Source organism: Rhizobium sp. 01L419 (assembly GCF_056400025.1).
Window position 1 is genome coordinate 1 of the sequence record NZ_JBFTSM010000017.1, and the last position, 24,322, is coordinate 24,322.

The window sequence follows — 24,322 nt, forward strand, 5'->3', positions numbered from 1 at the left end:
CGATGCCATCTTCCAAAGCCCGGAAGCCGGCAAACTCCGTTCCGCGATCGAAGGTGAAGCTCTGGCGTGCCGAGGATGGCAAGGGCGAGAAGGTTTTGATGATCTTGTCCATGATTGGGCGCGAGTGCCGGCTTGGGTTCTTGATCATCACGGTGTAGCGGCTTTTGCGTTCAACGAGGGAGGTGACATTCGCATGGCCGAGCTCACGCTCGAAGATCAAAAGATCACCTTCCCAGTGTCCAAACACCGATCGATCGCCAATAGAATCAGGACGTTGCGATATCCTGTGGCTGGCTGGAAACACGCTGTCGCGCGGCTTCCTCGAGCCACGCCGGCGACGCTTGCGGCGCGCCTCGGGCAGATAACGATAAAGGCCAAGCCCGTAGTCTTCCTTGCCATAGATGAACCGATAGATCGTCTCGGCACAGATCCGAACCAAGCTGATCCCATCGGCCAGAAGACGGCCGGCAATTTGCTCCGGCGACCAGTAGGCCTCCAGTTTCTCAATGATCATACGACGCAGATGCGGATGGCGCCGCAGCTTTCTCAAGCGCCGGCGTCGTTCCTTGGCAATGTCATCCGCAACGGTGGAGAAATAGCCGCTGTATTCGGGAAACTCGTGATCTTGGAACGTATTTCGCCTGATCTCACGATAGATGGTCGAACGATGGCGCCCGAGTTGCCGGGCCATCTCGTTGATCGGCACCTTGCGTGCGACGAGGTGGTGAAGCCGCCGTCGATCGGCGAGGGATAGTTGCTGATAGCATCGGGACATGCCAAAATCTCCAAAGTGAAGCCATTGAAATCATTGGCATGTCGCACTTGGAAATAGAATGTACCCCCTTACAGGATCTTGCCTGCCTCCGGCACACTGGCCCTGATGTCGCGCACGCGAAGCGGTCCTGACGCCAGCGCTGCTGCACAGCCGAGCGCCTGCTGGCGATATGCCGTCATGAGCGGCGTGCGCGTACTGCCGCCGAGCGCCGGGTCGCCGCGCCGTTTCTGGTGCTCGCGCATGAGCCTCGAGCGTCGCTTCGGATTGGTCCGTGGCATTGGCGATACGGAGCCGACGATGATGCTGACGTCACCCGCATCCGAAATGCCGAGCATGCCGATGCCGAGCCTGCGGCAGAGGTCGCGGTAGCGCTTGTCGGCCTCCCGCCCTTTGCCTTTGGCGGAAATCCGCGCCGCGATCCAGACTTCGTCGGAGACGGCAGCGCGATCGACCGCCTGAAGGATGAGCTCGAGATTGAAGCTGAGCTTCAGCTCGCAAACCACCACCACAGGCGGATCGTCATCGCTCAAGCCGACGAGATCACAGCCGCCGACTTCACCCTTGACGACGTAACCTGCCTTTTCGAGGAAGCCTTTGACGGGGAGATAAAGCAAAGTTTCCATGGGCCTGCGGATCGAAGAAAAGAATCGTTCCATAATCTACATCGATCCGTTCGCGCGGGACACCACATCGAGCGCAACCGACCGAATTACACGGCTCAGATTGCAATGGGCATATCCGTGGACGCGGCCGACAACGCATCCCTTCGCCGGTTGACGGAAAACCCTCAAGACGCTAGCACGCTCGAAGCATATCCTGGGGGTACTTCAATATGGATATTTTCACAGCGGCCGGTTTGACGGCTCTGCTGCAGGTCATTGCTATCGACCTCGTTCTCGCCGGCGACAACGCCGTCGTCATCGGCCTTGCTGCTGCCGGCCTGGAAGCTACGCAGCGCCGCAAGGCGATCATTGTCGGCATTCTGGCGGCAACGGTGCTCCGCATCCTGTTTGCTTCCGTCGCCGTCTATCTTCTGGCAATCGTCGGATTGCTGCTCGCTGGCGGCCTGCTGCTTCTCTGGGTATGCTGGAAGATGTGGCGTGAGCTGCGCGCCGGTCATGGTGAGGAACATGCGGCTGAAGCCGGCGCAGCTGCGCCGAGGAAGACATTTCTCCAGGCTGCGACGCAGATCGTCATCGCCGATGTTTCCATGTCGCTCGACAACGTGCTGGCGGTTGCGGGTGCCGCTCGCGAGCACCCGAGCGTGCTCGTCCTCGGTCTCTGCCTTTCGATTGCGCTGATGGGCATTGCAGCGAACTTCATCGCCCGCCTGCTCAACAAACATCGCTGGATCGCCTACGTCGGCCTGCTGATCATCCTCTATGTCTCGCTGGACATGATCCATCGCGGATACCTCGAGGTTGCGCCTTACATCGGCAGCTAAACTTCGACTTCGAAGCTCATCTGGTCGAACGCCGGTACCACATGGTCCGGCGTTTGCGCCATGACCACATCATAGTCGAGCGGCGTATGCATGTGCGTGAGGATCGCCCGCTTCGGTCCTAGCCGCTCTATCCAGTCGAGCGACTGTTCCAGCGAGAGATGGCTGGGATGATAGGCATATTGCAGAGCGTCGATGATGAGAATGTCGAGGTTCTGCAGCTTCGCTACCGTTTGCGGCGGAAAATCGCTGACATCGCTGCAATAGGCAACATTCCCGATCCGGAAGCCGAGCGAATGGATGTCGCCGTGCTGCTGCAGATGCGGCATGAAGGCGATCGTTCCGCCTGGCCCATGGATCTCAACGGGCTTTTCCATGTCCTCGATCACGTTCGGCAGCGCAATAGGCGGATAATTGCTGCCCGGCGGCGTCTCCAGGCAGTAGCCGAAGGCCTCCTGCAGCCTGCCCATGGTGAACGGTTCGGCAAAGATCGGTACGCGCCGGCGGGTATTGTGGAAATAACCACGCAGATCGTCGATGCCGTGAATATGGTCGGCATGCGGATGGGTGTAGAGAACCGCATCCACGTGGTCGACCCCTGCCCTGATCATCTGTTCGCGAAAATCCGGGCCGGTATCGACCACGACGGTCGTCGCAGCCCCATCTGCCGAAAACTGCTGCACCATAAAGGCCGCGCGCGTTCTTTTGTTTTTTGGATTGTCCGGATTGCAGGCGCCCCAGTCACCGGTGATGCGCGGCACGCCCGGTGACGACGAACAGCCGAGAATGGTGAACCGCTGCCGCCGTGACACGCCGCTAGATCCTCGGCATCTTCGAAAACAGGCGGAAGGCGTTATCGGTGGTGATCCGCGCGACCTCCTCGTAAGGGAGGCCGATCGTATCGGCCAGCACCTCGGCCGTGTTCACCACATAGGACGGCTCATTGCGCTTGCCGCGCCAGCGCTTCGGCGCCAGATACGGGGCATCCGTTTCGACGAGCAGCCGGTCGTGCGGGATTGTCTTGGCGATCTCGCGCAGTTCCTCCGATTTCGGAAAGGTCAGGATGCCCGAAAAGGAGATATAGCCGCCGAGCTCGACACCGGTCTTCGCCAGCTCCGGACCGGCAGAGAAGCAATGCAGGATGAAGGGGAAAGCCCCCTTCCCTGTCTCCTCCGTCAGGATTGCAGCCATGTCGGCATCTGCGCTGCGGCTATGAATGACGAGCGGAAGCTGCGTTTCGCGCGCTGCAGCGATATGGCGACGAAAGCCGGTCTGCTGGTCCTCGGGCTTCTGCGTGTCGTAGAAATAGTCGAGACCCGCTTCGCCGATCGCGACAACCTTCTGATGAGCATTGGCGAGCCGCACCAGATCTTCCGTCTGGATATCCAGTTCGTCACCCGCATTGTTGGGATGCGTTCCGACCGAACAGAAGACGGAGGGATATTTCTCGGTGATGGCAAGCAGCCCGTCGAGCTTGCGCACGCGGGTGCAGATCGTCACCATCTGCGCAACTCCGACCTGATGGGCGCGTGCAACGATCTCGTCGCGCTCCGCCTCGAAGTCGGCGAAGTCCAGATGGCAATGCGTATCGACCAGCACGGCCTTAAGCCTCCGGAGCTACATAGCGCGGGAAGACCGGCGTCGGTGCTTCGAGCGGCGTTCCCGGCACCAGGCGGCCCGCTTCGCCAAGCGCTGCGAAATCGCGCTTGTCTGCAGGGGCGGCCACGCGGTCGAGCAGCTTGTCGGCGGAGTCCGGTACGAACGGCTGCAGCAGGATGGCGATCTGACGGACGACCTCTGCTGTCACATAAAGCACCGTGCCCATGCGCGCCGGATCCGTCTTCTTCAGCGCCCACGGCTGCTGGCCGGCGAAATAGCGGTCGGTCTCGGAGACGACGGCGATGATGGAGGCGAGCGCGCGGTGGATCAGCTGCTTGCCCATGTCCTCGCGTGTCGAGGCGTACAGAGCATCGGCCTGCGCCAGCAGGGCCTTGTCCTCGTCGGTCAGCGGGCCGCATTCCGGAATCTGGCCATCGCAATTCTTCACGATCATCGACAGCGAACGGCTGGCAAGGTTGCCGATGCCGTTGGCGAGGTCGGAATTGATGCGCGTGCCGATCGCCTCTTCGCTATAGCTGCCGTCCTGTCCGAAGGAGACTTCGCGCAGGAAGAAATAGCGTACCTGGTCGAGGCCGAAATGGTTCACCAGATTGACGGGATCGACGACGTTGCCCAACGACTTCGACATCTTCTCGCCCTTGTTGAGCAGGAAGCCGTGGGCAAAGACGCGCTTCGGCAGCGGCAGCTTGGCCGACATCAGGAAGGCCGGCCAGTAGACGGCGTGGAAGCGGATGATGTCCTTGCCGATGATGTGCACATCAGCCGGCCAATATTTCGCCCGCGGTCCGTTGCGGTCTTCGATATAGCCGGTCGCCGTGATGTAGTTCGTCAGCGCATCGACCCACACATACATGACATGCGAGGGATCGTTCGGCACCTGGATGCCCCAGTCGAAGGTCGTGCGCGAGATCGACAAATCCTTCAGGCCCGACTTGACGAAGGAGATCACCTCGTTGCGGCGTTCGGCCGGACCGATGAAATCGGGGTTCTCCTCGTAATGCTTCAGCAGCCGGTCCTGGTATTCGGAGAGCTTGAAGAAGTAGCTTGCCTCTTCCACCCATTCGACAGGGGTGCCCTGCGGCCCATAGCGCACGCCGTCGGCGCGCAGCTCCGTCTCATTTTCCTGGTAATAGGCTTCGTCTCGCACCGAGTACCAGCCAGCATAGGAATCCTTGTAGACATCGCCGTTGTCGGCCATCAGGTTCCAGATGTTCCGCGAGGTCTCGTGGTGACGCTCCTGCGTGGTGCGGATGAAGTCGTCGTTCGAAGCATTGAGCAGCTTCGCCATTGCCTGGAATTCGCCGGAGTTGCGGTCAGCAAGCGCCTGCGCCGTGATGCCCTCCGCACGCGCCGTCTGCTGCATCTTCTGGCCGTGTTCGTCGGTCCCCGTCAGAAAGAAGACATCCTTGCCGTCGAGGCGCTGGTAGCGCGCCATCGCGTCGGTCGCAATCAGCTCGTAGGCATGGCCGATATGCGGCTTGCCGTTGGGGTAGGAAATCGCGGTCGTGATGTAGAACGGGGTCTTGTCTGTCATGGCGGCCAATTCCGGCTTACTGTATAAAAATCGTCAGCCGCTATTAGCGCATGTCTCGCACGAGCGAAACATCAAGTTTGGCAGCCGCCTACGATTTCGGAGACGCGCGGCGGTGAACTTGACTCACGTTCTGGCGCAATCTACCCCTTCTCTCACAAGAGGGCGGGACGGAAGCGAAGTGCTATTTTTCATCGATCGGAATGGTCATGGCCGCACGCCGTCGGAGGCGCGTATTTGACGTTCGAGCCTCTCTATTCCCTGTCCGGTCTCGTAGTGGGAGCGCTTGTCGGCATCACCGGCGTGGGCGGCGGTTCGCTGATGACGCCCCTGCTCGTTCTCCTCTTCGGCGTCCATCCGGCAACGGCAGTCGGGACCGATCTTCTCTATGCGGCGATCACCAAGACCGCCGGCACCGCCGTTCACGGCATGCATGGGCGCGTCAACTGGAAGATCGTCGGCAGTCTTGCAGCCGGCAGCGTTCCGGCCGCGCTGCTAATGCTCTGGCTGATGGCCGGCGTCGACCGCAAGAGCATCGGCGTGACCAACACCATCACCACGGCGCTCGGCTGGCTTCTGGTCATGACCGCGATCATGCTCGTTTTCCGCAGCCAGATCCTCGAATTTGCCCGCCGCGCCATCGGTGATCGGATGCCGCCGCAGCCGGCGACCATCGCAGCCTTCACGGTCGTTCTCGGTTTTGTGCTTGGCGTGCTCGTCACCCTGACATCGGTCGGCGCCGGCGCTCTCGGCGTCACGATCCTACTCGTCCTCTACCCACGGCTCGATGTGCGTGAGATCGTCGGCTCCGACATCGTCCATGCGGTGCCCCTGACGCTGATCGGCGGCACGGGTTACTGGCTCATTGGAGAGATCGATTGGTCGATGCTGCTTGCCCTGCTCGTCGGCTCCATTCCCGGCATCATCGTCGGCAGCCTTCTCGCACCGAAACTGCACGAGCGGACAATCCGTATCGTGCTGGCCGTTACGCTTGCCATCGTCGCCTGGAAATTGCTGGCCGGCTGACCAGAACAATTCCAGCAAAAGTGTGCAGCGGTTTTGCGTCCGGGACCGAATAAAAATAAAGAGGTAGAGTATCCTTGGTGCGTCGGAATGAACGCAGGACGTTCTAAGCACCCGGCTGTTTGATGTCGGAAAGCACTTCCATGATCGTCTGCTTGCGGTCGAGATTATAGGCGTCGGAAATGGTCAGCTTCTCGGTGATCGCGGAATAGAGCCGCGCCAGGCGCTCCGCCGTCGCAATCTGCCCCTCGCCTGCCGCGTTGCGCGCGCGGTTCATCACATCATCACCCACATGACTAACGAAGAAATCGAAGATCGTGTCGCTTTCCTTGCCCGAAAGCGCATCGGCAAGCCGGTGCATGGCCTTGCGCGCCGCAGGCCCTTCTGAGGACAGAACCGCGTTATAGGCTTCGATAATATCCCCGCCGCCATAGTTCAGCAATTTCAGTGCCTCGCCCACGCTGCCCTTGGCGGTGGAAAGCAGGGCCTGTCCCTCTCCCTGAATACCGAGATGAGTTAGTGCCGCAACCAGCGCTTGATCGTCGAGCGGCGCAAGCTTCAACGGCAGGCAGCGCGACCGGATCGTCGGCAGCAGCTTTCCCGGCGCATCCGATAGGACGAGGAACATCGCCCGCTTCGGCGGCTCTTCGAGGATCTTCAGGATGGCGTTTGCAGCGTTCCGATTCATGTCGTCCGCAGGATCGATGATGACGATCCGCCAATTGCCGGTGCCCGAGGTCTGCGAGAAGAATTTGCCGGCCCGGCGCACCTCGTCGACGGTGATCGCCGATTTCACTTTCCCGGTCTTTTCATCTACAGGCCGCGCAAGATGCAGCAGATTGTGCGAGGCACCAGAGACGATCTGGCGGCTGACCGCGGAGTTGAGGTCCGGATCGCCAATTCGTTCGGGTGCGCCAGTCGGGTCGGGATGCGACAGCACATGATTGGCGAAGCGGAAGGCAAGCGTCGCCTTGCCGACGCCTTCGGGGCCTTCGATCAGGATCGCATGATGGCCCTTGCCTGAGCGGTAGAACTGCGCCAGGAAATCCTCAGCCTCTTCATGACCGAAGAGCTTCGTATTCTCGGCCGGCCAGATGGCGCCGTCGAGCAGTCCGGGCCTGTCCTCACTCATGATGCGCCGCTTCCGGCATCCGCTCTTCGACTGATGGTTTCAGCAACTGCCTGATGATGGTGAGGATCTCTGCGGCGATCGCCTCTTCGGGCTGCGTGGCATTGACGACGTGGCAGCGCTCCGGCTCGCGCGCGGCGATATCCAGATAGGCTTCGCGACGTTTCTCGTGGGTTTCGAGCGTTTCCTTCTCGAAACGGTCAGGGCCGCCGGCGTTTCGCTGGCTGACGCGCTGCAGTCCCAGCTTGGCAGGAATATCAAGGATCAGTGTGCAATCAGGCATCACACCGTTGATGGCGATGCGCTGCAGCGTCTCGATGAACTCCGCTTCCAGATTGCCGGTGACACCCTGATAGACGCGCGAGGAATCCATGAAGCGGTCGCAGAGCACGATCTTGCCCTTGGCGAGTGCTGGCCGGATGACCTCTTCAACGTGATCGTTGCGGGCGGCGGCAAAGAGGATCGCCTCCATGCGGGTGCCGTAAGCTTCTGCCGCACCGGAAAGCAGCACATGGCGCACCGCTTCGGCTCCCGGCGAGCCTCCCGGCTCCCGGGTCAACAACACGTCATGGCCGTCGACCTTCAGGGCCTCGGCAAGGCGGCGGATCTGCGTGGACTTCCCAGCGCCCTCTCCGCCTTCAAACGTAACGAACAATCCTGTACCGGACGACAATGATACTTTCCCGCATTCTGAGCGCCGCGCTCTTCCTCTATCTATCCGAAGATAGTGCGGAACGAAACCTATTGCCGCGGCGACATATTCACCTTCCCCGGCTAATCGCCGGAAAATTCGCTCGCAAAAACGGTCTCAGCTCTGCTCGGACGTGTCCCACAGCCAGGAGAAGAACAGCGATTCGCCAAGCTCCAGCAGCGCATCGACCGCCCGGCTGGTGAGCGACCCCACCTCGACGGATTGCACCGTATAGAGCGGCACTTCGCGCAGCATCCTGTTGCCGGAAACAATGCGCAATGTACCGACCTCCGTGTCGGCCTTCACGGGCGCCGTCAGCGGCCAGCGATAGACGATGCGGGCTGCAAGCCGGTCGGGATTATTGATCGGAACATAGACGCTGACCGGCGCCTTGGCGACGAGATCGACGGTTCGCGCCGTGCCGCCATAGACGCTTGCAGCGCCGATGACTTCCGTGTCTGCAAAAACCTGATGGCTTTCGAAGGCCGTCAGCCCCCATTCCAGTACGCGTTTGGCTTCTTCCGTGCGCTCCTTGTCGGAGGCGATGCCGGCAAGTGCCACGAAGAGCCGCCGTCCGTCGCGCTGCACCGAGGCGACGATCGAATAGCCCTCGCCTTCCGTAAAGCCCGTCGCCAGCCCGTCGGCGCCAAGATCCATGCCGAGCAGCGGATTGCGGTTACGCTGGAAGATCTTGTTCCACTCGAAATCCGCTTGGGCAAAATAGGGATATAGATCGGGATAGGATTTCTGCAGATCGACGGCGAGCGTCACCAGCTCCTTGGCCGTCACCTTGCTCTTGCCATCGGGAATCCCGGTTGAATTGCCGAAGACAGCCTTTTCCATGCCGAGCTCGCGAGCGCGCCGGGTCATCGATGCCGCAAACTGGTCCTCGCTGCCGGCCATGCCCTCGGCAAGGATGATGCAGCCGTCATTGGCGCCCTGGATCGCAACGCCCTTGATCAGATCCTCGACGCGGACCTTCGATTTCAGCGCTGCAAACATCGTGGCCGCACGTGAAGGCGCGCCGCCGGTGCGCCAGGCATATTCGGAGACGGGATATTCCGTATCGAGAGAAATCTGACCCTTGCTGACGGCACTGAAAACGAGATCCATCGTCATCAGCTTGGCAAGCGAAGCAGGCGCAAAGACCTGGCTTTCGTTCTTGGAGAGAAGCACCGTTCCGGTCGAAGCTTCGATCATATAGGCCTGCGTGGCCTTGGTGACGAAGCCGGCATCGGTGCCTTCTGCGGCAACGGCTGCAGAAGCAGGTAAAAGCAGACATGCAAAGAGGCGAAGCAGCGGCTTCAACATCGCTAATCCCATTGATCGTGCGGGCTGATTCAAGAGGGTAAAGCGAGCCGGAAGCCGATGCAATTACACTTTATCGTGGGTTTTTATCGCGCCTGTGCAGCGCCGCCATTCTGCCGCTTGAAGGAAGCGAGGATCGAGTCCTGCGTCAGCCCGTCATTGCGCACCATCACGGCGTCGAAGGCGATCGGAACGTTGACGACGACTGCTTCCTGGTAGTTCATGGCAAGCGACGTGCCCTTCGACCAGCCATTCGGGCGTTCATAGGGAATGGGACCGATTTCCGGCAGAACCACCGTCTGCTCCATAGCCTGTCCGCCATTGGCGAAGGCGGGCGGCGGGGCCAGGAAATGACCGCCTGCCGGCGCCTGCATCGGCACAGGGGCCATCTGCACAGCCGGAGCCGCTGTATACTTGGCGCTCTGCGTAGAGCCCTGATACTTGGCGCCGGGATACTTGGCATTCGGCGTCGAGCCCGCATAGGCTGTCGAGGAGAATGGTACCGGTACGTTGGCAGGCGAAGGACTGGAATAGTCGCCAAGGCTCTGCAGTTGGTCGCCGGTGATCTTCTTGCTGTTGGAGGCAACCATCACGCCGGTCGCGATCTGGCCCCCGCCCGGATAGGCGCCCGGAATACGGCTGCCCTTCGGAACATAGGATGCCATCAGATACGGCATGTCGTGGCCGTCAAGCGGCGCCTTCCCGACATATTGAACGCGAACATTGCCCGTGCCGCTGTGCTGCAGGTCGAGCATGGAGGCCGTCTTGTTGGAAAGGTCGATGATGCGGCCTTCATGGTATGGCCCGCGGTCGTTGACCCGCACGATCACAGACGAACCGTTCTCCGTATTAGTTACGCGCGCATAGCTCGGCAGCGGAAAGGTCGGATGCGCAGCGGAAAGGTGCATCTGGTCGTAGACTTCGCCATTTGCGGTCAACCGGCCATGGAAGGCGGAACCGTACCAGGAAGCGATGCCTACCTTGTTATAGGAGTAATCCTCCCTAGGGTAATACATCTTGCCCTTCACCACATAGGGATCGCCGACGATGTAGCGGCCGCCGCCCTTCGGGATGTTGTTGCCGTTGGCAACGCGCGGGCTGGCTTTGACGCCGTATTCGCTCTCGGAGAAATATTCCTTGCCGTGGGATTTCTTCTTGGGAACGGCTTGTGTCGTGCCGCAGGCCGCTACTGTTGCGCACATGGCCGACAATGCCAGCCATCGAGCTGTCGTTGCGAAAGACGCCGCCCCGTAATTCAGTTTCATATGCCCCACGCCACTCAAGACCGTTATGGTTAAGGAACTCACTCGTGAATGAGTTGGAGTTGCCTTATTACCTGCCTGCCTAACGAGACTTTAATCTTGTGAATATCGTGGCAAATTTGCGAACGATTTCCCGACGATAGCTCGAATTCTAATGACTATGGTTAATGTCTGGTTGATTTTAACCTGTCCGGGAATGGAATAGGGGCATTATCCCCGCATCGGACGGTTTCGCTTCGTGACAGGACTATTCGGTTGGAAGCCGTCGCGATGCCCACAATGGGGCATTTCTTCCCGATGTTATAAACAGTTGAGTAGATTGGGTAACGCCTGGGGAGCCGGACGATCGAAGCAGTTTATCTGCGCAATTGCCGCTCGATATGTGAGAGAGCAAGTTGACGCTGAAGTCCGAACCGCTATAAAGCCTGCCAAACCGCGATTTGGTTGTCGACGGAAGCAGTCTTCGTCAAAAACGAATTCTTCCGGCAAAGATCAGCCAGATCAACTGGATGGAAGAGTGTCCGAGTGGTTTAAGGAACCGGTCTTGAAAACCGGCGTGCGGGAAACCGTACCGTGGGTTCGAATCCCACCTCTTCCGCCATAAATCTCTGAAAACACAGGTATTTTCGCCTTGTCAGGCTAGGTTCCGGAATCGTTCCCTCTCTGGGGTGACGGCTCAGATCTCACCCGCGGAATCGTATTTCCCCATCGTCCTGATTTTGGGATAGGTTCGACAGATGATATTTGGCGCCGGGTTGCGTTGTCAGGGGCTCCCAAAATTCGACCGGAGAGGCCCCTCCCCGCAGTTGGAGGATGAGAGGGAGCTGCATGACGGAGGTACTGGACCTCGACTGTGTCGTCGTGGGTGGAGGGGTCGTGGGGTTGGCGGTAGCGCGCGAACTTGCCATGTCCGGCCGCGAGGTCGTGCTTCTCGAAGCGGAGCCAATGACCGGCAGCATTACGTCTGCCCGCAACAGCGAGGTCATCCACGCCGGGCTCTACTATGCAACTGGCAGTTTGAAGGCAGAGCTCTGCGTTGCCGGAAAACACAAGCTCTACGAATATTGCCGTGAGCGGAGCGTCCCTCACAAGGCTTGCGGCAAGCTCGTCGTTGCGTCGAGCGAGGAGGAACTCGGTTACCTCGAAAAGCTGTCCAGGCAGGCTGAAGCAAATGGAGTGGAGGACTGCTACCTGATCGACGCAGCGGAGCTTACCCGCAGGCAACCCCGGATCAGGGGCTTCGCGGCGCTTGTCTCCCCGTCAACAGGCATCATCGACAGTCACAGTCTCATGCAGGCATACATCACGGATATCGAGGCAAACGGGGGAGCAATCGTCTGCAATTCTCCTGTCATCGAAGGCGAGTTGGCTGCGGACAAGATCCGTCTGTCAGTCGGCGGCCGCGATCCGGTCAAAATTGAAGCAGGCCTCGTGGTGAATGCTGCAGGCTTGAATGCCTGGGCGCTGTCCGAAAAACTGTTGGGCCTGGACGTCAGCACAATCCCGCCACGTCACTACGCCAAGGGATGCTACTTCGCACTGACCGGCCGCGCGCCGGCGACGCAGCTGATCTACCCGGTCCCCGAACCCGGTGGTCTCGGTGTGCACCTGACGCTCGATCTTGCAGGCCAGGCGCGCTTCGGTCCTGATGTCGAGTGGGTTGAGACGATCGACTATGATGTCGACCCGCGTCGCGCGGATAAATTTTATTCCGCAATCCGCCGCTATTGGCCCGATCTGGAGAATGGTGCCCTGCAGCCGGCCTATTCAGGCATACGTCCGAAAATCGCCGGCCCGGTTTCGGGCGGTGGTGGCGACTTCGTGCTTCAAGGGCCGGAGAAAACGGGACATCCCGCCTATATAGCGCTGTATGGGATCGAAAGCCCCGGCCTGACTGCCTCACTGGCTATCGGGCAGAGCGTGGCGCGGCTTGCCGGCAAGGCGTTCGCTGGAAATCCTCACTGACGTCAGCCATTTCGATACGTTTCTCTCAGCAAGCCGCGCGCTTCTTCCGGCCGGGCTCGCCATGGCGCTCCCAGGCAATCAATACCAGGCTTGAGGCGACGATGATGAGCGCGCCCACGAAGACGTTTACCGCCGGAATTTCCGCCCAGATGAGATAGCCGTAAACGAAGGCCCACAAGAGCCCGCTATATTCGACGGGTGCGAGCGCCGAGGCCGGCGCGTATCGGAACCCTTCATAGAGAAGGAATTGCCCGAGTGTGGCGACGAGGCCGAGACCCAGCATCAAAGCCCAGCCTGTGGCATCGGGTGTTTTCCAGATCCAGGGGAACGACAGGGCGCAGGCAATCGCGAACAGCAAGCTTGTCGCGAACATCTGAGTGAGTGTCGTCTCGCTGCGGCTGACGAGCCGGATGAGGATCGTGCTCCAGGCCCAGCAGAAACCCGCGGTGAGGCACATGGCGGCCGGCAGCAGGTTGGGCGAATGCGTGGGGTTTGCGGCGATGGTGACGCCGATGAAGCCGCCGACGCAGGCGATCCAGCGCCCCTTTCCGATTGTTTCCTTGAGAACCAGGATCGACAGGAACATGACAATGATCGGCGCCGAGAAATAGAGCGTCGTCAGCTCGGCAAGTCCCAGATACCGGGCGGCGTTGTAAAACAGCAGCCAGGCGATCAGCATCAGCGCCGAGCGAAGCGCGACCGTGCCTCTATAGGGGCTCTTGAAGATCGAAGGATGGCGGCGGTAGCGCACGAGAACGCCGGTGATGATCACGATGACCATGCTGCGCATGAACAGGATTTCCGGAACCTCGTAGTCGGCCACGAGCCATTTGACCAAGGCGTCCTGCAGGGCAAAGCAAGCGTAACCGGCGCAAGCAAGCGCGATGCCTGCCAGCGGCCGTACTTCTACTGTTTCGGACTTCATGCAAACCTCGCCGCACCCGACTTTGCGATAGGAGTCTCCGTCGCGAGGCTCGCCGCAGAATGTCTCTTATCCGCTGGCAGGCAGCAAAGCTACTGCCATCGATGCGAGGTCATGACGCACCCCGATGAGGCATATCGGCGCCCATTGCGGGGCATCTTACTGGAAGAGCTGGAGCACGTTCTGCGGTGCGCTGTTGGCGATCCAGAGAGATTGCAGGGCGAGTTGCTGCTGGCTCTGCAGGGCCGTCAGCCGTGAGGATTCTTCCTCCATGTTGGCATCGATGAGCCGCCCGATGCCGCTTGCGACGGAATCCTGCAGCGTATTGACGAAATTGTCCTGCATGTTGAGCCGCTTGCTGACATCGCCCAGATAGCTTGCAGCCTGGATAACTTTCTGCTCCATCATGTTGATACCGCCGATATAGTTTTGCAGGTCATTGGCGGGATTGGTGATGTCGATATCGGTAATATCGAAATTGGGCGCATAGCCGATATTGTCGGTAACGCCGAAAAGCCGGATAGTTGATCGCGTCGCGCCCGCTTGCGGATGCATGGCCGAATCCGCCTGAAGCAATATATTCGAGCCTGCCGCAGTGGCCTGCATTCCGCTTCCGGCCAGCACGGCGCCAAGGATGCGCGCATAATCGCCGGCAGTATTGATCTTTCCGTCATTCGTGCCGAGAACGCTGTCGACAAGGCTGCGGTTGATGGTCACGGTTTTCGTGGCGCCGTTGTTGACATTCACGCTGAAAGAAAACGCGACATCACGCTGCACGGCGAATGGACCTGCAAATCCGAACTGGTAGCTCGCGACGGTGCCGTCCTGCCGTTGTAAAGCGGGTACATTGAGCGCGAAAGCATAACCGCCGGCAAGCGTCGAGGTCACGTTTGAAATGACCATGCTCGATGCACTGCTACCCGGAATTTCGCCGCTGGTAAAATAAAGCAGGCCTCCCGGGGATGTGACGCTGCCAGGTGACCAGCCCATGTTGGACATTGCCAGGCGTATAACGGTGGCAAAATCATTGGCGTTGGCGATATAACCATTGGTCGTTCCCAATGCAGCGTCGATCGTATTCCTGTCGATCGTCACCGTGCGCGTTTCCGCGCCGTCGACGGTGAGGTCGAAGGTCATCTTGTCCGTTGCGGTGAAGACGCCGGTGCTTGGATTGGGAAGAGTGGCGGGGCCGAAGAACCAGTAGACACTGTAACCCCTTTGCCCGACGCCGGTAAAATCGGCATTCCGCAATCCGCCGATCAGCCCAAGCGATTTTTCATCCGCTTGCAGCAGCCCTCCGCCGCTCGAATTGAAAAGCGCCAACCGTGTGAGATCGACATCGGTCGTGTCGACGCTGACACTGCCGTCGCCTCCGCGAATGAAGGCCGAAACGATACTCTTGTTATATTGCGTCATCAGGTCGAGGCCGGGAATGTCGGTATTTAGCCAGTTCTCGCCGGAAAAGGAGGCAGAACTGGCGGTCGCCACCAGTCTGCCGTTCAGCGCATCGAGCTCATCCTGGATTTTTGCCTTGTCGACACTCTTCTCGGTCGCCGCTATCAGCTTGGCTTTCATGTCGCCGATGATATCGACGATCGAGGCAAGCGCGGAAGAACTGGTATCCGTCATCGCTTCGCCGAGGCCCAAGGCATCGGAAACCGCTGAAAGCGCCCTGTTGTCCGTGCGCATCGTCGTTGCAACGGACCAGTAGGCTGCATTGTCGGATGCCTTCTCGACCCGCAGGCCGGTCGAAACTCTATTCTGCGTCGCATAGAGATCTGCCGTCACAGACCGGAGGGTTTGTAACGCCGCCATGCTGGAATAATTTGTATTAATAGAAGACATACGCGGCCTGAAATACGAGAAACAGCAGGGTCGATGAATCGATCTTCTTGAGATTCTGTTAGCTATGAATTGACGTCAGGTTGGGTTAATCCTGCGTAAAAGGAAGCGTGAAATCTCGAATTGTTTTTACTCTTGCTGTACCTTTATTGGGTCTTTCTCGGGCCGGCTCACTTCAATTGAGATGCAATCTTTCCGTGCTGCCTAAAGGACAGTATTCCGCGCGATTTTGGCCATCCGGCGCCAGTCTGGCGGGCTGTTTCTCATTCTCGATGAAAAGGGAGGGACGCATATCGATCTCCTCCAGGTGGCGTTGAATGACTGCTTGTTCATGAAAATCGAAAAGCGCCTGTTCCAGATAATGTGATATCCGAATAATTTAATATTAGTCGAAGCGCATGTAGTGTCGTGAGTATTTTACTTAAATTTCATGCTTAACTACTTATTAATAAGCAGCTTGCGCAGTTGAGGCGATGAACTATGCTTGCTCCCGATAAAGGGGGATTTGATGTTCACCAAGAGTTTGCTGATGCCGGCCGGCTTTGCCGCGCTGGCCTTTTCAGGCTTGATGTTTCAGATTGCGGTTCACGCGCTTTCTGCGCCGGTGACGTTGCTTCATCCCTGACAGTGCTAAGCCGCTGCCCCAGCGGAACTTTTTTCGATTGTGCGCGTTGTATCTCACGTTTTGCCAGGAGGGAGATTGCCATGGAAAACGAAAGTGTAGGTTGGATTGCAGCTATCATTATCGGCGGCTTCGCCGGATGGCTGGCGGAAAAGTTCATGAACAGCAATATGGGCGTGTTCATGAACATATTGCTCGGCATCATAGGAGCGATTGTCGCCAACTGGATTCTCGGTATCCTTCACATCCAGCCACTCAGCGGCTGGCTAGGCTACCTGGTCACTGGCTTTGTCGGCGCATGCATACTGATCGCGATCGGACGCCTCATCCGCCGCTGAGCTGACAGGGAAAAGATCGCCAGAAAGATTAAAGGCCGGACGTCATGCGTCCGGCTTTTTTTCATTTAGCGACGGCTGAGGAGACCGAAGAGATAGGCAACACCGGCCGTAATGGCGATTGCCGTCAGCGGCTCTTCACGCACCTTGTCGCGGACACGCTCGGTCATCACGGAGGCTTCGTCGGCCACTGCGGTCCTGGCGCCCTGCCCCAGCGCGATCACACTGTCCGAAAGGCGACTCAGATCCTCACGCAACGCAGCAACCTGCGCGGACAGATCTTCGGCGGCAACTTCGGCCTTGACGCGCGCAGCGGTGGATTCGACGGAAGCGGTTTTCAATTCGGCCATGGTCTGCTCCTGTTTAGTGGAATGCCGCTTCAACGAAATGAAGACTGGAAAGGTTCCGCAACCAGGCATCTTTTGTCGCTCAAGGCACCTCGAGAAGCGTGCATGCATTCGGATGCATCAGGGATGCTCTAACGCTTTTGAATCTGCGCATCAGGGTTTCCGAAAATCAATTCCGATTTTCGGGCGGGTGCCGTAGCGAGAGCGTGTGCACGCCCCCGCAAGCTTTTCGTGTGACAAGCCTTCATTTCCTCGCAGCTTTGTTTTATGGAACGACGAATGTCTGCCCTTTTGGGCCAATGATAATGCGAGGTTTGCGTTTCCATGTTCCATATTCTGAGAAGAGCTGCTCAGACCTGGGTTGCCAAGCTGCTCCTGCTCCTGCTCGTCGCCTCTTTCGGCATCTGGGGCGTGTCGCGTGAGCTGATAAGCGGCGGCAACAGCACGACGGTGGTCACCGTCGGCGACCAGCATGTGGACGTCAATGAATTCCGTCTCGCCTATCAGCGTCAGGTCGCAGCGCTCGGTCAGCAATACGGTGTGCGCCTGACGCCGGAGCAGGCCCGTGCTTTCGGCGTCGAGCAGCAGGTGCTTGCCCAGCTTCTGGCCGGTGCCTCGCTGGACCAGCTTGCCGATGACATGGGCCTCGGCCTTTCCGAAGACCGGCTCGCCCAGCTGATCGGCGAGGATCCGGCCTTCAAGGCGGTCAACGGCCAGTTCGACCGCTCGCTCTTCACCTCTCGTCTGCGCAATGCCGGCATCCGGGAAGACGATTATATCAAGGATCGCAGCAAGCAGGCTGTGCGCAGCCAGATCATCGAAGCCGTCTCCAACGGCTTCCAGGCGCCTGCGACTCTCGTCAACGCGCTGAAACTCTATGGCAATGAGAGCCGCAGCGTCGATTACCTGCTGCTCACCAACGCCAATATCGAGCCGATCAAGGCGCCCGCCGATGATGTTCTGTCCAAGTGGTTCGAAGACGCCAAGCAGCGCTACCGTGCGCCGGAGTACCGCAAGATCGGCTATCTGAAGCTCCAGCCTGGCGATATCGCCGATCCCACGACGGTCACCGACGACCAGATCAAGGAAGCCTTCGACAAGGCCAAGGCGGCCTATACGACGCCGGAAAGCCGCACGCTTGAGCAGCTGACCTTCGCCAGCAAGGATCTCGCCAATGCGGCCGAAACCGCGCTGAAGAGCGGCACGAGCTTCGATCAGCTCGTCACCGATCAGGGCAAGACCGCAAGCGACGTGCTGCTCGGCGAATTCACCAAGGACAAGGTTCCGGACCAGGCCGTTGCCGAAGCTGCCTTCGGGGTGAAGACGGATGGTGGAACCACGGCTGTCGTCGACGGCAGCTTCGGTCCGGTGATCCTGCGCGTGACCAATATCAAGCCGGAGACCACCAAGAGCTTCGATGAGGTCAAGGAAGAGATCCGCAAGCAGCTTTCGGTCGCCAATGCCTCGCAGGAAGTCATCAACGTTCACGACCGCATCGAGGAAATGCGCGCCGGCGGCACGTCCCTCGAAGAGATCGCCAATCAGCTGAAGCTGAAGGCCGTCACCATCGACGCCATCGACATGACGGGTGCGGACAAGGACGGAAATCCGGTCAAGGATATTCCGGCCCAGCAGCAGTTGCTGCCGGAAGCCTTCAAGACCGATGTCGGCGCCGATGCCTCCGCCATTGCCGTCGGCAATGACGGTTATGTCTGGTTCGACGTGCGCGACGTCATGCCTGATCGCGATCGTCCGCTTGCTGAAGTGCGTGACAGGGCGGTTCAGGACTGGACCGCCGAGCAGCAGAAGGCCGAGCTCGCCAAAAAGGCCGACGAGCTGAAGGCCGAGGCGCAGAAGGGCACCTCGCTGGCCGATATCGCCACCCCGCTCGGCATCGCCGTCGAAAGCAAGAGCGGCTTTACCCGTTCGACCGATGATCCGGTTCTCGGCCGTGCCGGTATCAACGCCGCCTTCTCCGGTCCCGCCGATACCGTGGCAACGGCTGTAGGCGCCGATCCGAGCACGCAGATCCTGCTCAAGGTGACTGAGGTCAACGACGAGCCGACGACCGATGCGCTCGATAATCGCGATCAGCAGATCGCCGCCATTGCAAATGGCGCCGGTGACGACATTCTCGATCAGATGGTCAACCTGCTGCAGACCCGGTACGGTGCACAGGTCAACCAGAACCTCGCCGAACAGGCAACCGTCCGCTAGGGGGAAGCGCCGCATGTCCGATCTGAAGCCGCTCCTGGCCAAGGCAGCAAGCCGCGAGCCCTTGACCCGTGACGAGGCCCGCCAGGCCTTCGATATCCTGATGTCCGGCCAGGCAACGCCTTCGCAGATCGGCGGCTTCCTGATGGCGCTCCGTGTTCGCGGCGAGACGGTCGATGAGATCGTCGGCGCCGTTACCACGATGCGCTCCAAGATGCTGCGGGTGGAAGCGCCGGCCGATGCGATCGATATTGTCGGCACCGGCGGCGATGCCAGCGGCACCTATAACATCTCGACGTTGGCGGCGCTGATCGTTGCCGGCGCCGGCGTTCCGGTCGCCAAGCACGGCAACCGGGCGCTGAGCTCGAAATCGGGGGCCGCCGACAGCCTTGCTGCGCTCGGTGTCAATCTTGAGGTCACCCCCGAAATGATCTCGCGCTGCATTGCCGAGGCCGGTGTCGGCTTCATGTTCGCGCAACAGCATCACTCGGCCATGCGCCACGTTGGCGCTTCCCGCGTCGAACTCGGTACGCGCACCATCTTCAACCTGCTCGGCCCGCTTTCCAATCCGGCCGGCGTCAAGCGCCAGCTTCTCGGCGTCTTCGCGCCGCAATGGGTCGTGCCGCTTGCCGAAGTCATGCGCGATCTCGGCTCAGAAAGCGTCTGGGTCGTCCATGGCGATGGCCTCGATGAAATCACCACGACCGGCAAGACCAGCGTTGCCGCGCTCGAAAACGGTCAGATCCGAACCTTCGAGCTTTCGCCTGATGATTTCGGCATAGCGCCCTGCGTGCTCGCCGACATCAAGGGCGGGGACGGCGCCGTCAATGCTGCAGCCCTGCGTGATGTGCTTGCGGGCGCAAGGAACGCTTATCGCGATATCGCGCTCGCCAATGCCGCCGCCTCGCTCGTCATCGCAGGCAAGGTCGGGACGATCCGCGACGGCATGAAGCTCGCAACGGAATCGCTCGATAGCGGCGCCACGGCGTCTGCGCTCGACAAACTGATCGCCGTGTCCAACGATATCGACTAGGATTGCCGCATGACCGATATCCTGAAGAAGATCGAAGCCTACAAGCGTGAGGAAATCGCTGCCGCCAAGGCGAAGACCTCGCTTGCTGATCTGAAGGCCATGCAGGCCGGCCAGTCCGCGCCGCGCGGCTTCCATAAGGCGCTGGTCGCCAAGCGTGATGCGGGAGAGATCGGCCTGATTGCCGAGATCAAGAAGGCAAGCCCGTCCAAAGGCCTGATCCGTCCGGATTTTGATCCGCCTGCACTTGCCAAGGCGTACGAAGCCGGTGGCGCCGCCTGCCTTTCCGTACTGACGGATACGCCGAGCTTCCAGGGCGCGCCGGAATTCCTGACGGCAGCACGTGCCGCCTGCGCCCTGCCCGCGCTGCGCAAGGATTTCATGTTTGAGACCTATCAGGTCCATGAAGCCCGCGCCTGGGGTGGGGACTGCATCCTGCTCATCATGGCTTCGCTGACGGATGATGATGCCGAGCGTCTGCAGGACGAAGCCTTCTCGCTTGGCATGGATGTGCTGGTCGAAGTTCATGATATCGAGGAAATGGAGCGAGCGCTGAAGCTTTCCTCGCCGCTCGTCGGCATCAACAACCGCAACCTGCGCACCTTCGAAGTCAGCCTCACCGTCAGCGAGACGCTGGCAACCATGGTTCCTGATGACAGGCTCCTCGTCGGCGAGAGCGGCATCTTCACCAATGCAGATTGCAAGCGCCTTCAGGCCGTCGACATCAACACCTTCCTCGTTGGCGAAAGCCTGATGCGCAAAGACGACGTGACGGCCGCCACCCGCGCGCTGCTGTTTGGTGAAGCCGCCATCGCGGCTGAATGATATGAGCGGCGGAAAGCCCAGCCTCACCCATATCGGCGCCTCCGGCGAGGCGCATATGGTCGATGTTTCCGACAAGGCCGAGACCGTGCGCATCGCCACCGCCGAGGGCCATGTGAAGATGGCGCCGGAAACGCTTGCTCTTATCCGTGAAGGCAATGCAAGGAAGGGCGATGTCATCGGCACCGCACGCCTTGCCGGTATCATGGCCGCCAAGCGGACTGCCGATCTCATCCCGCTCTGCCATCCGCTGATGCTGACGAAGGTCACGGTCGAAATCGAGGAAGATGCTTCCCTGCCCGGCCTGCGCGTCACGGCGAGTGCCAAACTCACCGGCAAGACCGGTGTGGAGATGGAGGCGCTGACCGCCGTTTCGGTCGCCTGCCTGACGATCTACGACATGGCCAAGGCCGCCGACAAGGCCATGGAAATCGGGGGCGTCAGGCTGCTGGAAAAATCCGGCGGCAAATCCGGCGATTTCCGTCATTCGGAGGCGAGATGAACCTTCTACCGGTCGCTGAAGCCCTGAGCCGCCTGCTCTCCAGCGCAAATCCCGTCACGACGTCCGAAACGCTGCCGCTTGCCGAGGCCGAAGGCCGCGTCCTTGCCGTTGATCTGACGGCTGGCCTGACACAGCCGCCCTTCAATTCCTCCGCCATGGATGGTTATGCGCTGCGCCGTGAAGATGCGCCGGAGCCCGGTGCCGTTCTGACGGTCGTCGGCACGTCCGCGGCTGGCCACGGCTTCGAGGGAAGCGTCGGTCAGGGAGAGGCTATCAGGATCTTCACCGGTGCGCCGGTGCCGTCTTGGGCCGATAGCGTCCTGCTGCAGGAGGATGCGGAGAAGATCGAAAGCGGCATCAGAACCAAATTCCCGGTAAGGCAGGGTCAGCATGTGCGCCCGCGAGGCCAGGATTTTGCCGAGGGCGAAGTGGTGTTGGCCGCCGGCACTGTGCTCGATTTCTCGCGGTTGACGGCTGCTGCCGGCATGAACCGGCCATCAGTCGAGGTCCAGCGCCGTCCGCTGATCGCGATCCTTGCAACCGGCGACGAGCTTCTGCCCCCCGGAAGCACGCCCGGTCCTTCGCAGATCATCGCATCCAACACCTTTGGCGTAGCAGCCCTTGCCCGCAGGGCCGGCGCTGATGTGCTCGATCTTGGCATCGTGCCCGATGACAGGGCTGAGATCACTGCGGCGATCGACAAGGCGCGCAATGCCAAGGTCGATGTCATCGTCACGCTCGGGGGTGCCTCGGTCGGCGACCACGATCTGGTGCAGGCTACGCTGATTGAGGCCGGCATGCAGCTCGATTTCTGGCGCATCGCCATGCGCCCCGGGAAGCCGCTGATGGTCGGCCGTTTTGGCGAGACGCATGTGCTCGGCCTGCCAGGCAATCCGGTCTCTAGCCTCGTCTGTTCTCTGCTTTTCCTTGAGCCGCTGATCCGCAAGCTCGCCTCGCTGCCGCCGGTCCGGCGCGAGACAACGGTTGAAGCAGCCGTCACGCTGCGGGCCAATGACCACCGACAGGATTATATGCGCGCGAAGCTTTCGAAATCGGCCGACGGCAACTGGCTGGTCGAACCCTTCGACAAGCAGGATTCGTCTATGATGAAGACCTTTGCCCATTCGGATTGCTTGATCATCCGCCCGCCGCATGCGCCGGAACTCCCGGCCGGTGCCACCTGCCCGGTCATGCTTCTGCGGCCAGATCTTCTCGCCTGACATTTCTCGAAGCGACAGCAACCCAGAAGCAGAGCTGCGCCAGCACGCTGGCGCCGAGAATGACGGTCGCCGCTGCAAGCCCCGGATCGCCACCGATGCCGGAAAGAGCGCTGCAGACGGCCCCGACTGCCATCTGTGTCGAGCCGTAGAGACCGGAGGCAGAACCGGTGACCTTTGGGTTGACGCTGACTGCGAGCGTGAGCGCATTGGGCGAGGCCACGCCGGCGCCGATCGTATAGACCATGATGGAGGCCATCATGGGCAAGAGCGTCAGATGGTCGGTCACCGCAAAGCTGAAGAAGACGATCGCGGCTGCGATGCTGACGAGGTTGGACACCACCATCAGTCGCTTCATCGCAAACCGGCCGATCAGCCGCGTGGCGATCATGCTGCCGATCCAGTAGCCGAAGATCAGCAGCGCCAGGCAGATGCCGACTTCTGTTGCCGGACGGCCGAGTTCGTTGATGACGATGAAGGGCGCGGATGCGGTGAAAGCATACATGGAGGTCGTCGCACAGCCGCCGCCGATGGCATAACCGACAAAGGAGCGCGAGGAAAGCAGGCCGAGATAGTCGCGGCCAAGCGCTTTCATCGAGGTCTCGACATTGCGGGTGCCTGTTTCCGGCACCTTGCGCCAGGTCAGCAGCAGGTTGATGATGCCAAGCCCGCAGAGTGCCACGAAGATCGAGCGCCAGCCCAGCGTGGCGGCAAGCGCACCCCCGACGACAGGTGCAAGCCCCGGTCCTACCGTCACCATGAGGTTCATGATGGCGAGCCGCTTGGCTGTTTCATCGGGGCTGGACGTATCGCGCACGATGGCGCGGGCAATGACGAGGCCGGCACAGCCGCCGAAAGCCTGAAAGAGCCTTGCTGCGATCAGTGCATGTACGCCGGGTGAGACCAGCGCTGCCACGCCGGCGATCGTATAGAGCACAAGCCCGCTCATCAGCACCGGCCGGCGGCCATAGCGGTCCGAAAGCGGCCCATAGATGAGCTGGCCGACGGCAAGACCAAAGATGTAGAGGCTGACGGTCAGTTGCATCTCGCCGATCGACGCGCCGAGATCGCTCGCCGCCGCCGGCAGGGCCGGCACGAAAATATGCATGGCAAGCGTACCGCTGAAGGTGATGAGCCCGAGCAGCCAGACTGGTATGTGAAGCTTTACACCAAGCGGTCTGGCTTCGGTCATCGGGCCGGGATGCGAATTCACTGTTCGGGCTCCTCGAGCTGTCGGGCAAGTACGTCGCTGATGTGGTCGAGCACACGCCATGTGGTTTCGATGTCCTCACGCGGGAGAAGACCAAGCGCCTCCTCACGAATGCCCTGCGCCACGCGTTCGACCTCCTCCACGGTCTTCCTGCCCTCCTCTGTCAGCAATATCTCCTTGGCCCGCCTGTCTTCGCCTTCCCGCCGCTCGACCAGCCTCGCCTTCTCCAGATTGTCGATCAGGCGCACGACGGAGGAATTGTCGAGCGAGAGCGAGGCTGCAAGCTCCTTCTGGTGCATCGGCGACGGCGAGCGGGCGATGCGCAGCAGCGGCAGCCATGTCGCTTCCGTCAGTCCAAAAGGCTGCAGGCGCAGATTGGCGACCCGGCGCCAGTAGCGCGCGGTCTGGGAGACGAGGCTCCCGAATGAGGTTGTGATCTTGTCTTCGGTCATGGGAATATCGATGGGATAGCAATAGATGACATATCATCTAATTTAACGCAAGGCGAAGTGAC

General features: G+C 60.2%; 22 protein-coding genes, 1 tRNA gene and 1 pseudogene. 10 read left to right on the forward strand and 14 right to left on the reverse strand.

Annotated elements, in window-relative coordinates; genetic code table 11:
• Together AC1DUP_RS27570 and AC1DUP_RS27575 are read right to left on the reverse strand one after the other, a co-directional pair.
• Positions 1-775: IS30 family transposase (locus tag AC1DUP_RS27570; RefSeq protein ID WP_477835873.1), on the reverse strand; the 775-nt coding region annotated here is incomplete at its 3' end.
• A 71-nt stretch (positions 776-846) separates the two neighbouring features.
• Positions 847-1,398 (reverse strand): annotated as a pseudogene (locus AC1DUP_RS27575) (DUF2161 domain-containing phosphodiesterase); the annotation flags it as partial.
• 209 nt (positions 1,399-1,607) lie between these two features.
• On the opposite strand from AC1DUP_RS27575, the gene AC1DUP_RS27580 reads away from it, so the two are divergent.
• Positions 1,608-2,219 carry a TerC family protein gene (locus tag AC1DUP_RS27580; RefSeq protein WP_113295528.1) on the forward strand — a complete coding sequence of 204 codons (612 nt, stop codon included), beginning with the start codon at positions 1,608-1,610 and terminating at the stop codon, positions 2,217-2,219.
• Here the strand turns inward: AC1DUP_RS27580 and AC1DUP_RS27585 are convergent.
• From AC1DUP_RS27585 to metG, 3 genes are read right to left on the reverse strand one after another with little or no spacing between them, the layout of a single operon-like run.
• Positions 2,216-3,028, reverse strand: a complete 813-nt coding sequence (locus AC1DUP_RS27585; protein WP_477835875.1) for an MBL fold metallo-hydrolase — start codon at positions 3,026-3,028, stop codon at positions 2,216-2,218. The genes AC1DUP_RS27580 and AC1DUP_RS27585 overlap by 4 nt on opposite strands.
• A 4-nt stretch (positions 3,029-3,032) precedes the next feature.
• A complete protein-coding gene (locus AC1DUP_RS27590; RefSeq protein ID WP_113510629.1) occupies positions 3,033-3,815 on the reverse strand; it encodes a TatD family hydrolase in 783 nt (260 codons plus the stop codon).
• A 4-nt stretch (positions 3,816-3,819) separates the two neighbouring features.
• Entirely contained in the window at positions 3,820-5,379 is a 1,560-nt protein-coding gene (gene metG, locus AC1DUP_RS27595; RefSeq protein WP_477835878.1) for a methionine--tRNA ligase, read from the reverse strand.
• Positions 5,380-5,604: 225 nt separating this feature from the next.
• On the opposite strand from metG, the gene AC1DUP_RS27600 reads away from it, so the two are divergent.
• Complete coding sequence (locus AC1DUP_RS27600; protein ID WP_477835880.1) at positions 5,605-6,393, forward strand: sulfite exporter TauE/SafE family protein; 789 nt, start codon at positions 5,605-5,607, stop codon at positions 6,391-6,393.
• Between the two features lie 103 nt (positions 6,394-6,496).
• Here the strand turns inward: AC1DUP_RS27600 and AC1DUP_RS27605 are convergent, their stop codons facing one another.
• The 4 genes from AC1DUP_RS27605 to AC1DUP_RS27620 all read right to left on the reverse strand — a co-directional run bounded on the left by AC1DUP_RS27605 (position 6,497) and on the right by AC1DUP_RS27620 (position 10,783).
• Positions 6,497-7,522: a DNA polymerase III subunit delta' gene (locus tag AC1DUP_RS27605; protein WP_477835882.1), complete on the reverse strand. Its 1,026-nt coding sequence runs from the start codon at positions 7,520-7,522 to the stop codon at positions 6,497-6,499.
• Positions 7,515-8,192 (reverse strand): dTMP kinase, encoded by a 678-nt coding sequence (gene tmk, locus AC1DUP_RS27610; RefSeq protein WP_113309083.1) that lies wholly within the window; start codon positions 8,190-8,192, stop codon positions 7,515-7,517. The genes AC1DUP_RS27605 and tmk overlap by 8 nt, the downstream gene beginning before the upstream one ends.
• 135 nt (positions 8,193-8,327) lie before the next feature.
• The gene (locus tag AC1DUP_RS27615; protein ID WP_477835885.1) at positions 8,328-9,521 is read right to left on the reverse strand and encodes a D-alanyl-D-alanine carboxypeptidase family protein; all 1,194 of its coding nucleotides are present in this window, start codon (positions 9,519-9,521) and stop codon (positions 8,328-8,330) included.
• A gap of 83 nt (positions 9,522-9,604) precedes the next feature.
• Positions 9,605-10,783 (reverse strand): septal ring lytic transglycosylase RlpA family protein, encoded by a 1,179-nt coding sequence (locus AC1DUP_RS27620; RefSeq protein WP_477835887.1) that lies wholly within the window; start codon positions 10,781-10,783, stop codon positions 9,605-9,607.
• Between the two features lie 508 nt (positions 10,784-11,291).
• On the opposite strand from AC1DUP_RS27620, the gene AC1DUP_RS27625 reads away from it, so the two are divergent.
• Together AC1DUP_RS27625 and AC1DUP_RS27630 are read left to right on the forward strand one after the other, a co-directional pair.
• Positions 11,292-11,381 (forward strand) — tRNA-Ser (locus AC1DUP_RS27625).
• A gap of 227 nt (positions 11,382-11,608) precedes the next feature.
• A complete protein-coding gene (locus tag AC1DUP_RS27630; protein ID WP_113295519.1) occupies positions 11,609-12,745 on the forward strand; it encodes an NAD(P)/FAD-dependent oxidoreductase in 1,137 nt (378 codons plus the stop codon).
• Positions 12,746-12,770: 25 nt separating this feature from the next.
• On the opposite strand, the gene AC1DUP_RS27635 is transcribed toward AC1DUP_RS27630, so the two are convergent.
• Both AC1DUP_RS27635 and AC1DUP_RS27640 read right to left on the reverse strand, forming a co-directional pair.
• Complete coding sequence (locus AC1DUP_RS27635; protein ID WP_477835889.1) at positions 12,771-13,670, reverse strand: DMT family transporter; 900 nt, start codon at positions 13,668-13,670, stop codon at positions 12,771-12,773.
• A 156-nt stretch (positions 13,671-13,826) separates the two neighbouring features.
• The gene (locus AC1DUP_RS27640; protein ID WP_113309086.1) at positions 13,827-15,512 is read right to left on the reverse strand and encodes a flagellin N-terminal helical domain-containing protein; all 1,686 of its coding nucleotides are present in this window, start codon (positions 15,510-15,512) and stop codon (positions 13,827-13,829) included.
• 702 nt (positions 15,513-16,214) lie between these two features.
• Here AC1DUP_RS27640 and AC1DUP_RS27645 point away from each other — a divergent pair.
• Positions 16,215-16,469, forward strand: a complete 255-nt coding sequence (locus AC1DUP_RS27645; protein ID WP_113309087.1) for a GlsB/YeaQ/YmgE family stress response membrane protein — start codon at positions 16,215-16,217, stop codon at positions 16,467-16,469.
• A gap of 65 nt (positions 16,470-16,534) precedes the next feature.
• Here the strand turns inward: AC1DUP_RS27645 and AC1DUP_RS27650 are convergent, their stop codons facing one another.
• Positions 16,535-16,816 (reverse strand): hypothetical protein, encoded by a 282-nt coding sequence (locus AC1DUP_RS27650; RefSeq protein ID WP_113309088.1) that lies wholly within the window; start codon positions 16,814-16,816, stop codon positions 16,535-16,537.
• Positions 16,817-17,137: 321 nt separating this feature from the next.
• On the opposite strand from AC1DUP_RS27650, the gene AC1DUP_RS27655 reads away from it, so the two are divergent.
• The 5 genes from AC1DUP_RS27655 to AC1DUP_RS27675 are packed head-to-tail and all read left to right on the forward strand — an operon-like array spanning position 17,138 to position 22,601.
• Entirely contained in the window at positions 17,138-19,030 is a 1,893-nt protein-coding gene (locus AC1DUP_RS27655) for a SurA N-terminal domain-containing protein (RefSeq protein WP_113295514.1), read from the forward strand.
• Between the two features lie 13 nt (positions 19,031-19,043).
• Positions 19,044-20,060, forward strand: a complete 1,017-nt coding sequence (gene trpD, locus AC1DUP_RS27660) for an anthranilate phosphoribosyltransferase (RefSeq protein ID WP_477835892.1) — start codon at positions 19,044-19,046, stop codon at positions 20,058-20,060.
• 9 nt (positions 20,061-20,069) lie between these two features.
• On the forward strand, positions 20,070-20,882 hold the full coding sequence (gene trpC, locus AC1DUP_RS27665) for an indole-3-glycerol phosphate synthase TrpC (RefSeq protein WP_113309091.1): 813 nt from the start codon (positions 20,070-20,072) through the stop codon (positions 20,880-20,882).
• A gap of 1 nt (position 20,883) precedes the next feature.
• Positions 20,884-21,381: a cyclic pyranopterin monophosphate synthase MoaC gene (gene moaC / locus AC1DUP_RS27670; protein ID WP_477835895.1), complete on the forward strand. Its 498-nt coding sequence runs from the start codon at positions 20,884-20,886 to the stop codon at positions 21,379-21,381.
• Positions 21,378-22,601, forward strand: coding sequence for a molybdopterin molybdotransferase MoeA (locus tag AC1DUP_RS27675; protein WP_477835897.1), 1,224 nt, complete (start codon positions 21,378-21,380; stop codon positions 22,599-22,601). The genes moaC and AC1DUP_RS27675 overlap by 4 nt, the downstream gene beginning before the upstream one ends.
• Here the strand turns inward: AC1DUP_RS27675 and AC1DUP_RS27680 are convergent.
• Both AC1DUP_RS27680 and AC1DUP_RS27685 read right to left on the reverse strand, forming a co-directional pair.
• Positions 22,570-23,811: a multidrug effflux MFS transporter gene (locus AC1DUP_RS27680; protein ID WP_477835899.1), complete on the reverse strand. Its 1,242-nt coding sequence runs from the start codon at positions 23,809-23,811 to the stop codon at positions 22,570-22,572. The two genes, AC1DUP_RS27675 and AC1DUP_RS27680, sit on opposite strands and share 32 nt — an antisense overlap.
• The gene (locus AC1DUP_RS27685; RefSeq protein ID WP_477835901.1) at positions 23,808-24,260 is read right to left on the reverse strand and encodes a MarR family winged helix-turn-helix transcriptional regulator; all 453 of its coding nucleotides are present in this window, start codon (positions 24,258-24,260) and stop codon (positions 23,808-23,810) included. The genes AC1DUP_RS27680 and AC1DUP_RS27685 overlap by 4 nt, the downstream gene beginning before the upstream one ends.
• Positions 24,261-24,322 lie beyond the last annotated feature (62 nt).

Excerpts from the sequence above, each read along its gene's own strand:
- AC1DUP_RS27580 (WP_113295528.1), top strand. The coding sequence starts at position 1,608 with ATGGATATTTTCACAGCGGCCGGTTTGACGGCTCTGCTGCAGGTCATT.
- AC1DUP_RS27605 (WP_477835882.1), bottom strand. The coding sequence starts at position 7,522 with ATGAGTGAGGACAGGCCCGGACTGCTCGACGGCGCCATCTGGCCGGCC.
- AC1DUP_RS27615 (WP_477835885.1), bottom strand. The coding sequence starts at position 9,521 with ATGTTGAAGCCGCTGCTTCGCCTCTTTGCATGTCTGCTTTTACCTGCT.
- AC1DUP_RS27620 (WP_477835887.1), bottom strand. The coding sequence starts at position 10,783 with ATGAAACTGAATTACGGGGCGGCGTCTTTCGCAACGACAGCTCGATGG.
- AC1DUP_RS27630 (WP_113295519.1), top strand. The coding sequence starts at position 11,609 with ATGACGGAGGTACTGGACCTCGACTGTGTCGTCGTGGGTGGAGGGGTC.
- AC1DUP_RS27635 (WP_477835889.1), bottom strand. The coding sequence starts at position 13,670 with ATGAAGTCCGAAACAGTAGAAGTACGGCCGCTGGCAGGCATCGCGCTT.
- AC1DUP_RS27640 (WP_113309086.1), bottom strand. The coding sequence starts at position 15,512 with ATGTCTTCTATTAATACAAATTATTCCAGCATGGCGGCGTTACAAACC.
- AC1DUP_RS27645 (WP_113309087.1), top strand. The coding sequence starts at position 16,215 with ATGGAAAACGAAAGTGTAGGTTGGATTGCAGCTATCATTATCGGCGGC.
- AC1DUP_RS27650 (WP_113309088.1), bottom strand. The coding sequence starts at position 16,816 with ATGGCCGAATTGAAAACCGCTTCCGTCGAATCCACCGCTGCGCGCGTC.
- AC1DUP_RS27655 (WP_113295514.1), top strand. The coding sequence starts at position 17,138 with ATGTTCCATATTCTGAGAAGAGCTGCTCAGACCTGGGTTGCCAAGCTG.
- trpD (WP_477835892.1), top strand. The coding sequence starts at position 19,044 with ATGTCCGATCTGAAGCCGCTCCTGGCCAAGGCAGCAAGCCGCGAGCCC.
- trpC (WP_113309091.1), top strand. The coding sequence starts at position 20,070 with ATGACCGATATCCTGAAGAAGATCGAAGCCTACAAGCGTGAGGAAATC.
- moaC (WP_477835895.1), top strand. The coding sequence starts at position 20,884 with ATGAGCGGCGGAAAGCCCAGCCTCACCCATATCGGCGCCTCCGGCGAG.
- AC1DUP_RS27675 (WP_477835897.1), top strand. The coding sequence starts at position 21,378 with ATGAACCTTCTACCGGTCGCTGAAGCCCTGAGCCGCCTGCTCTCCAGC.
- AC1DUP_RS27685 (WP_477835901.1), bottom strand. The coding sequence starts at position 24,260 with ATGACCGAAGACAAGATCACAACCTCATTCGGGAGCCTCGTCTCCCAG.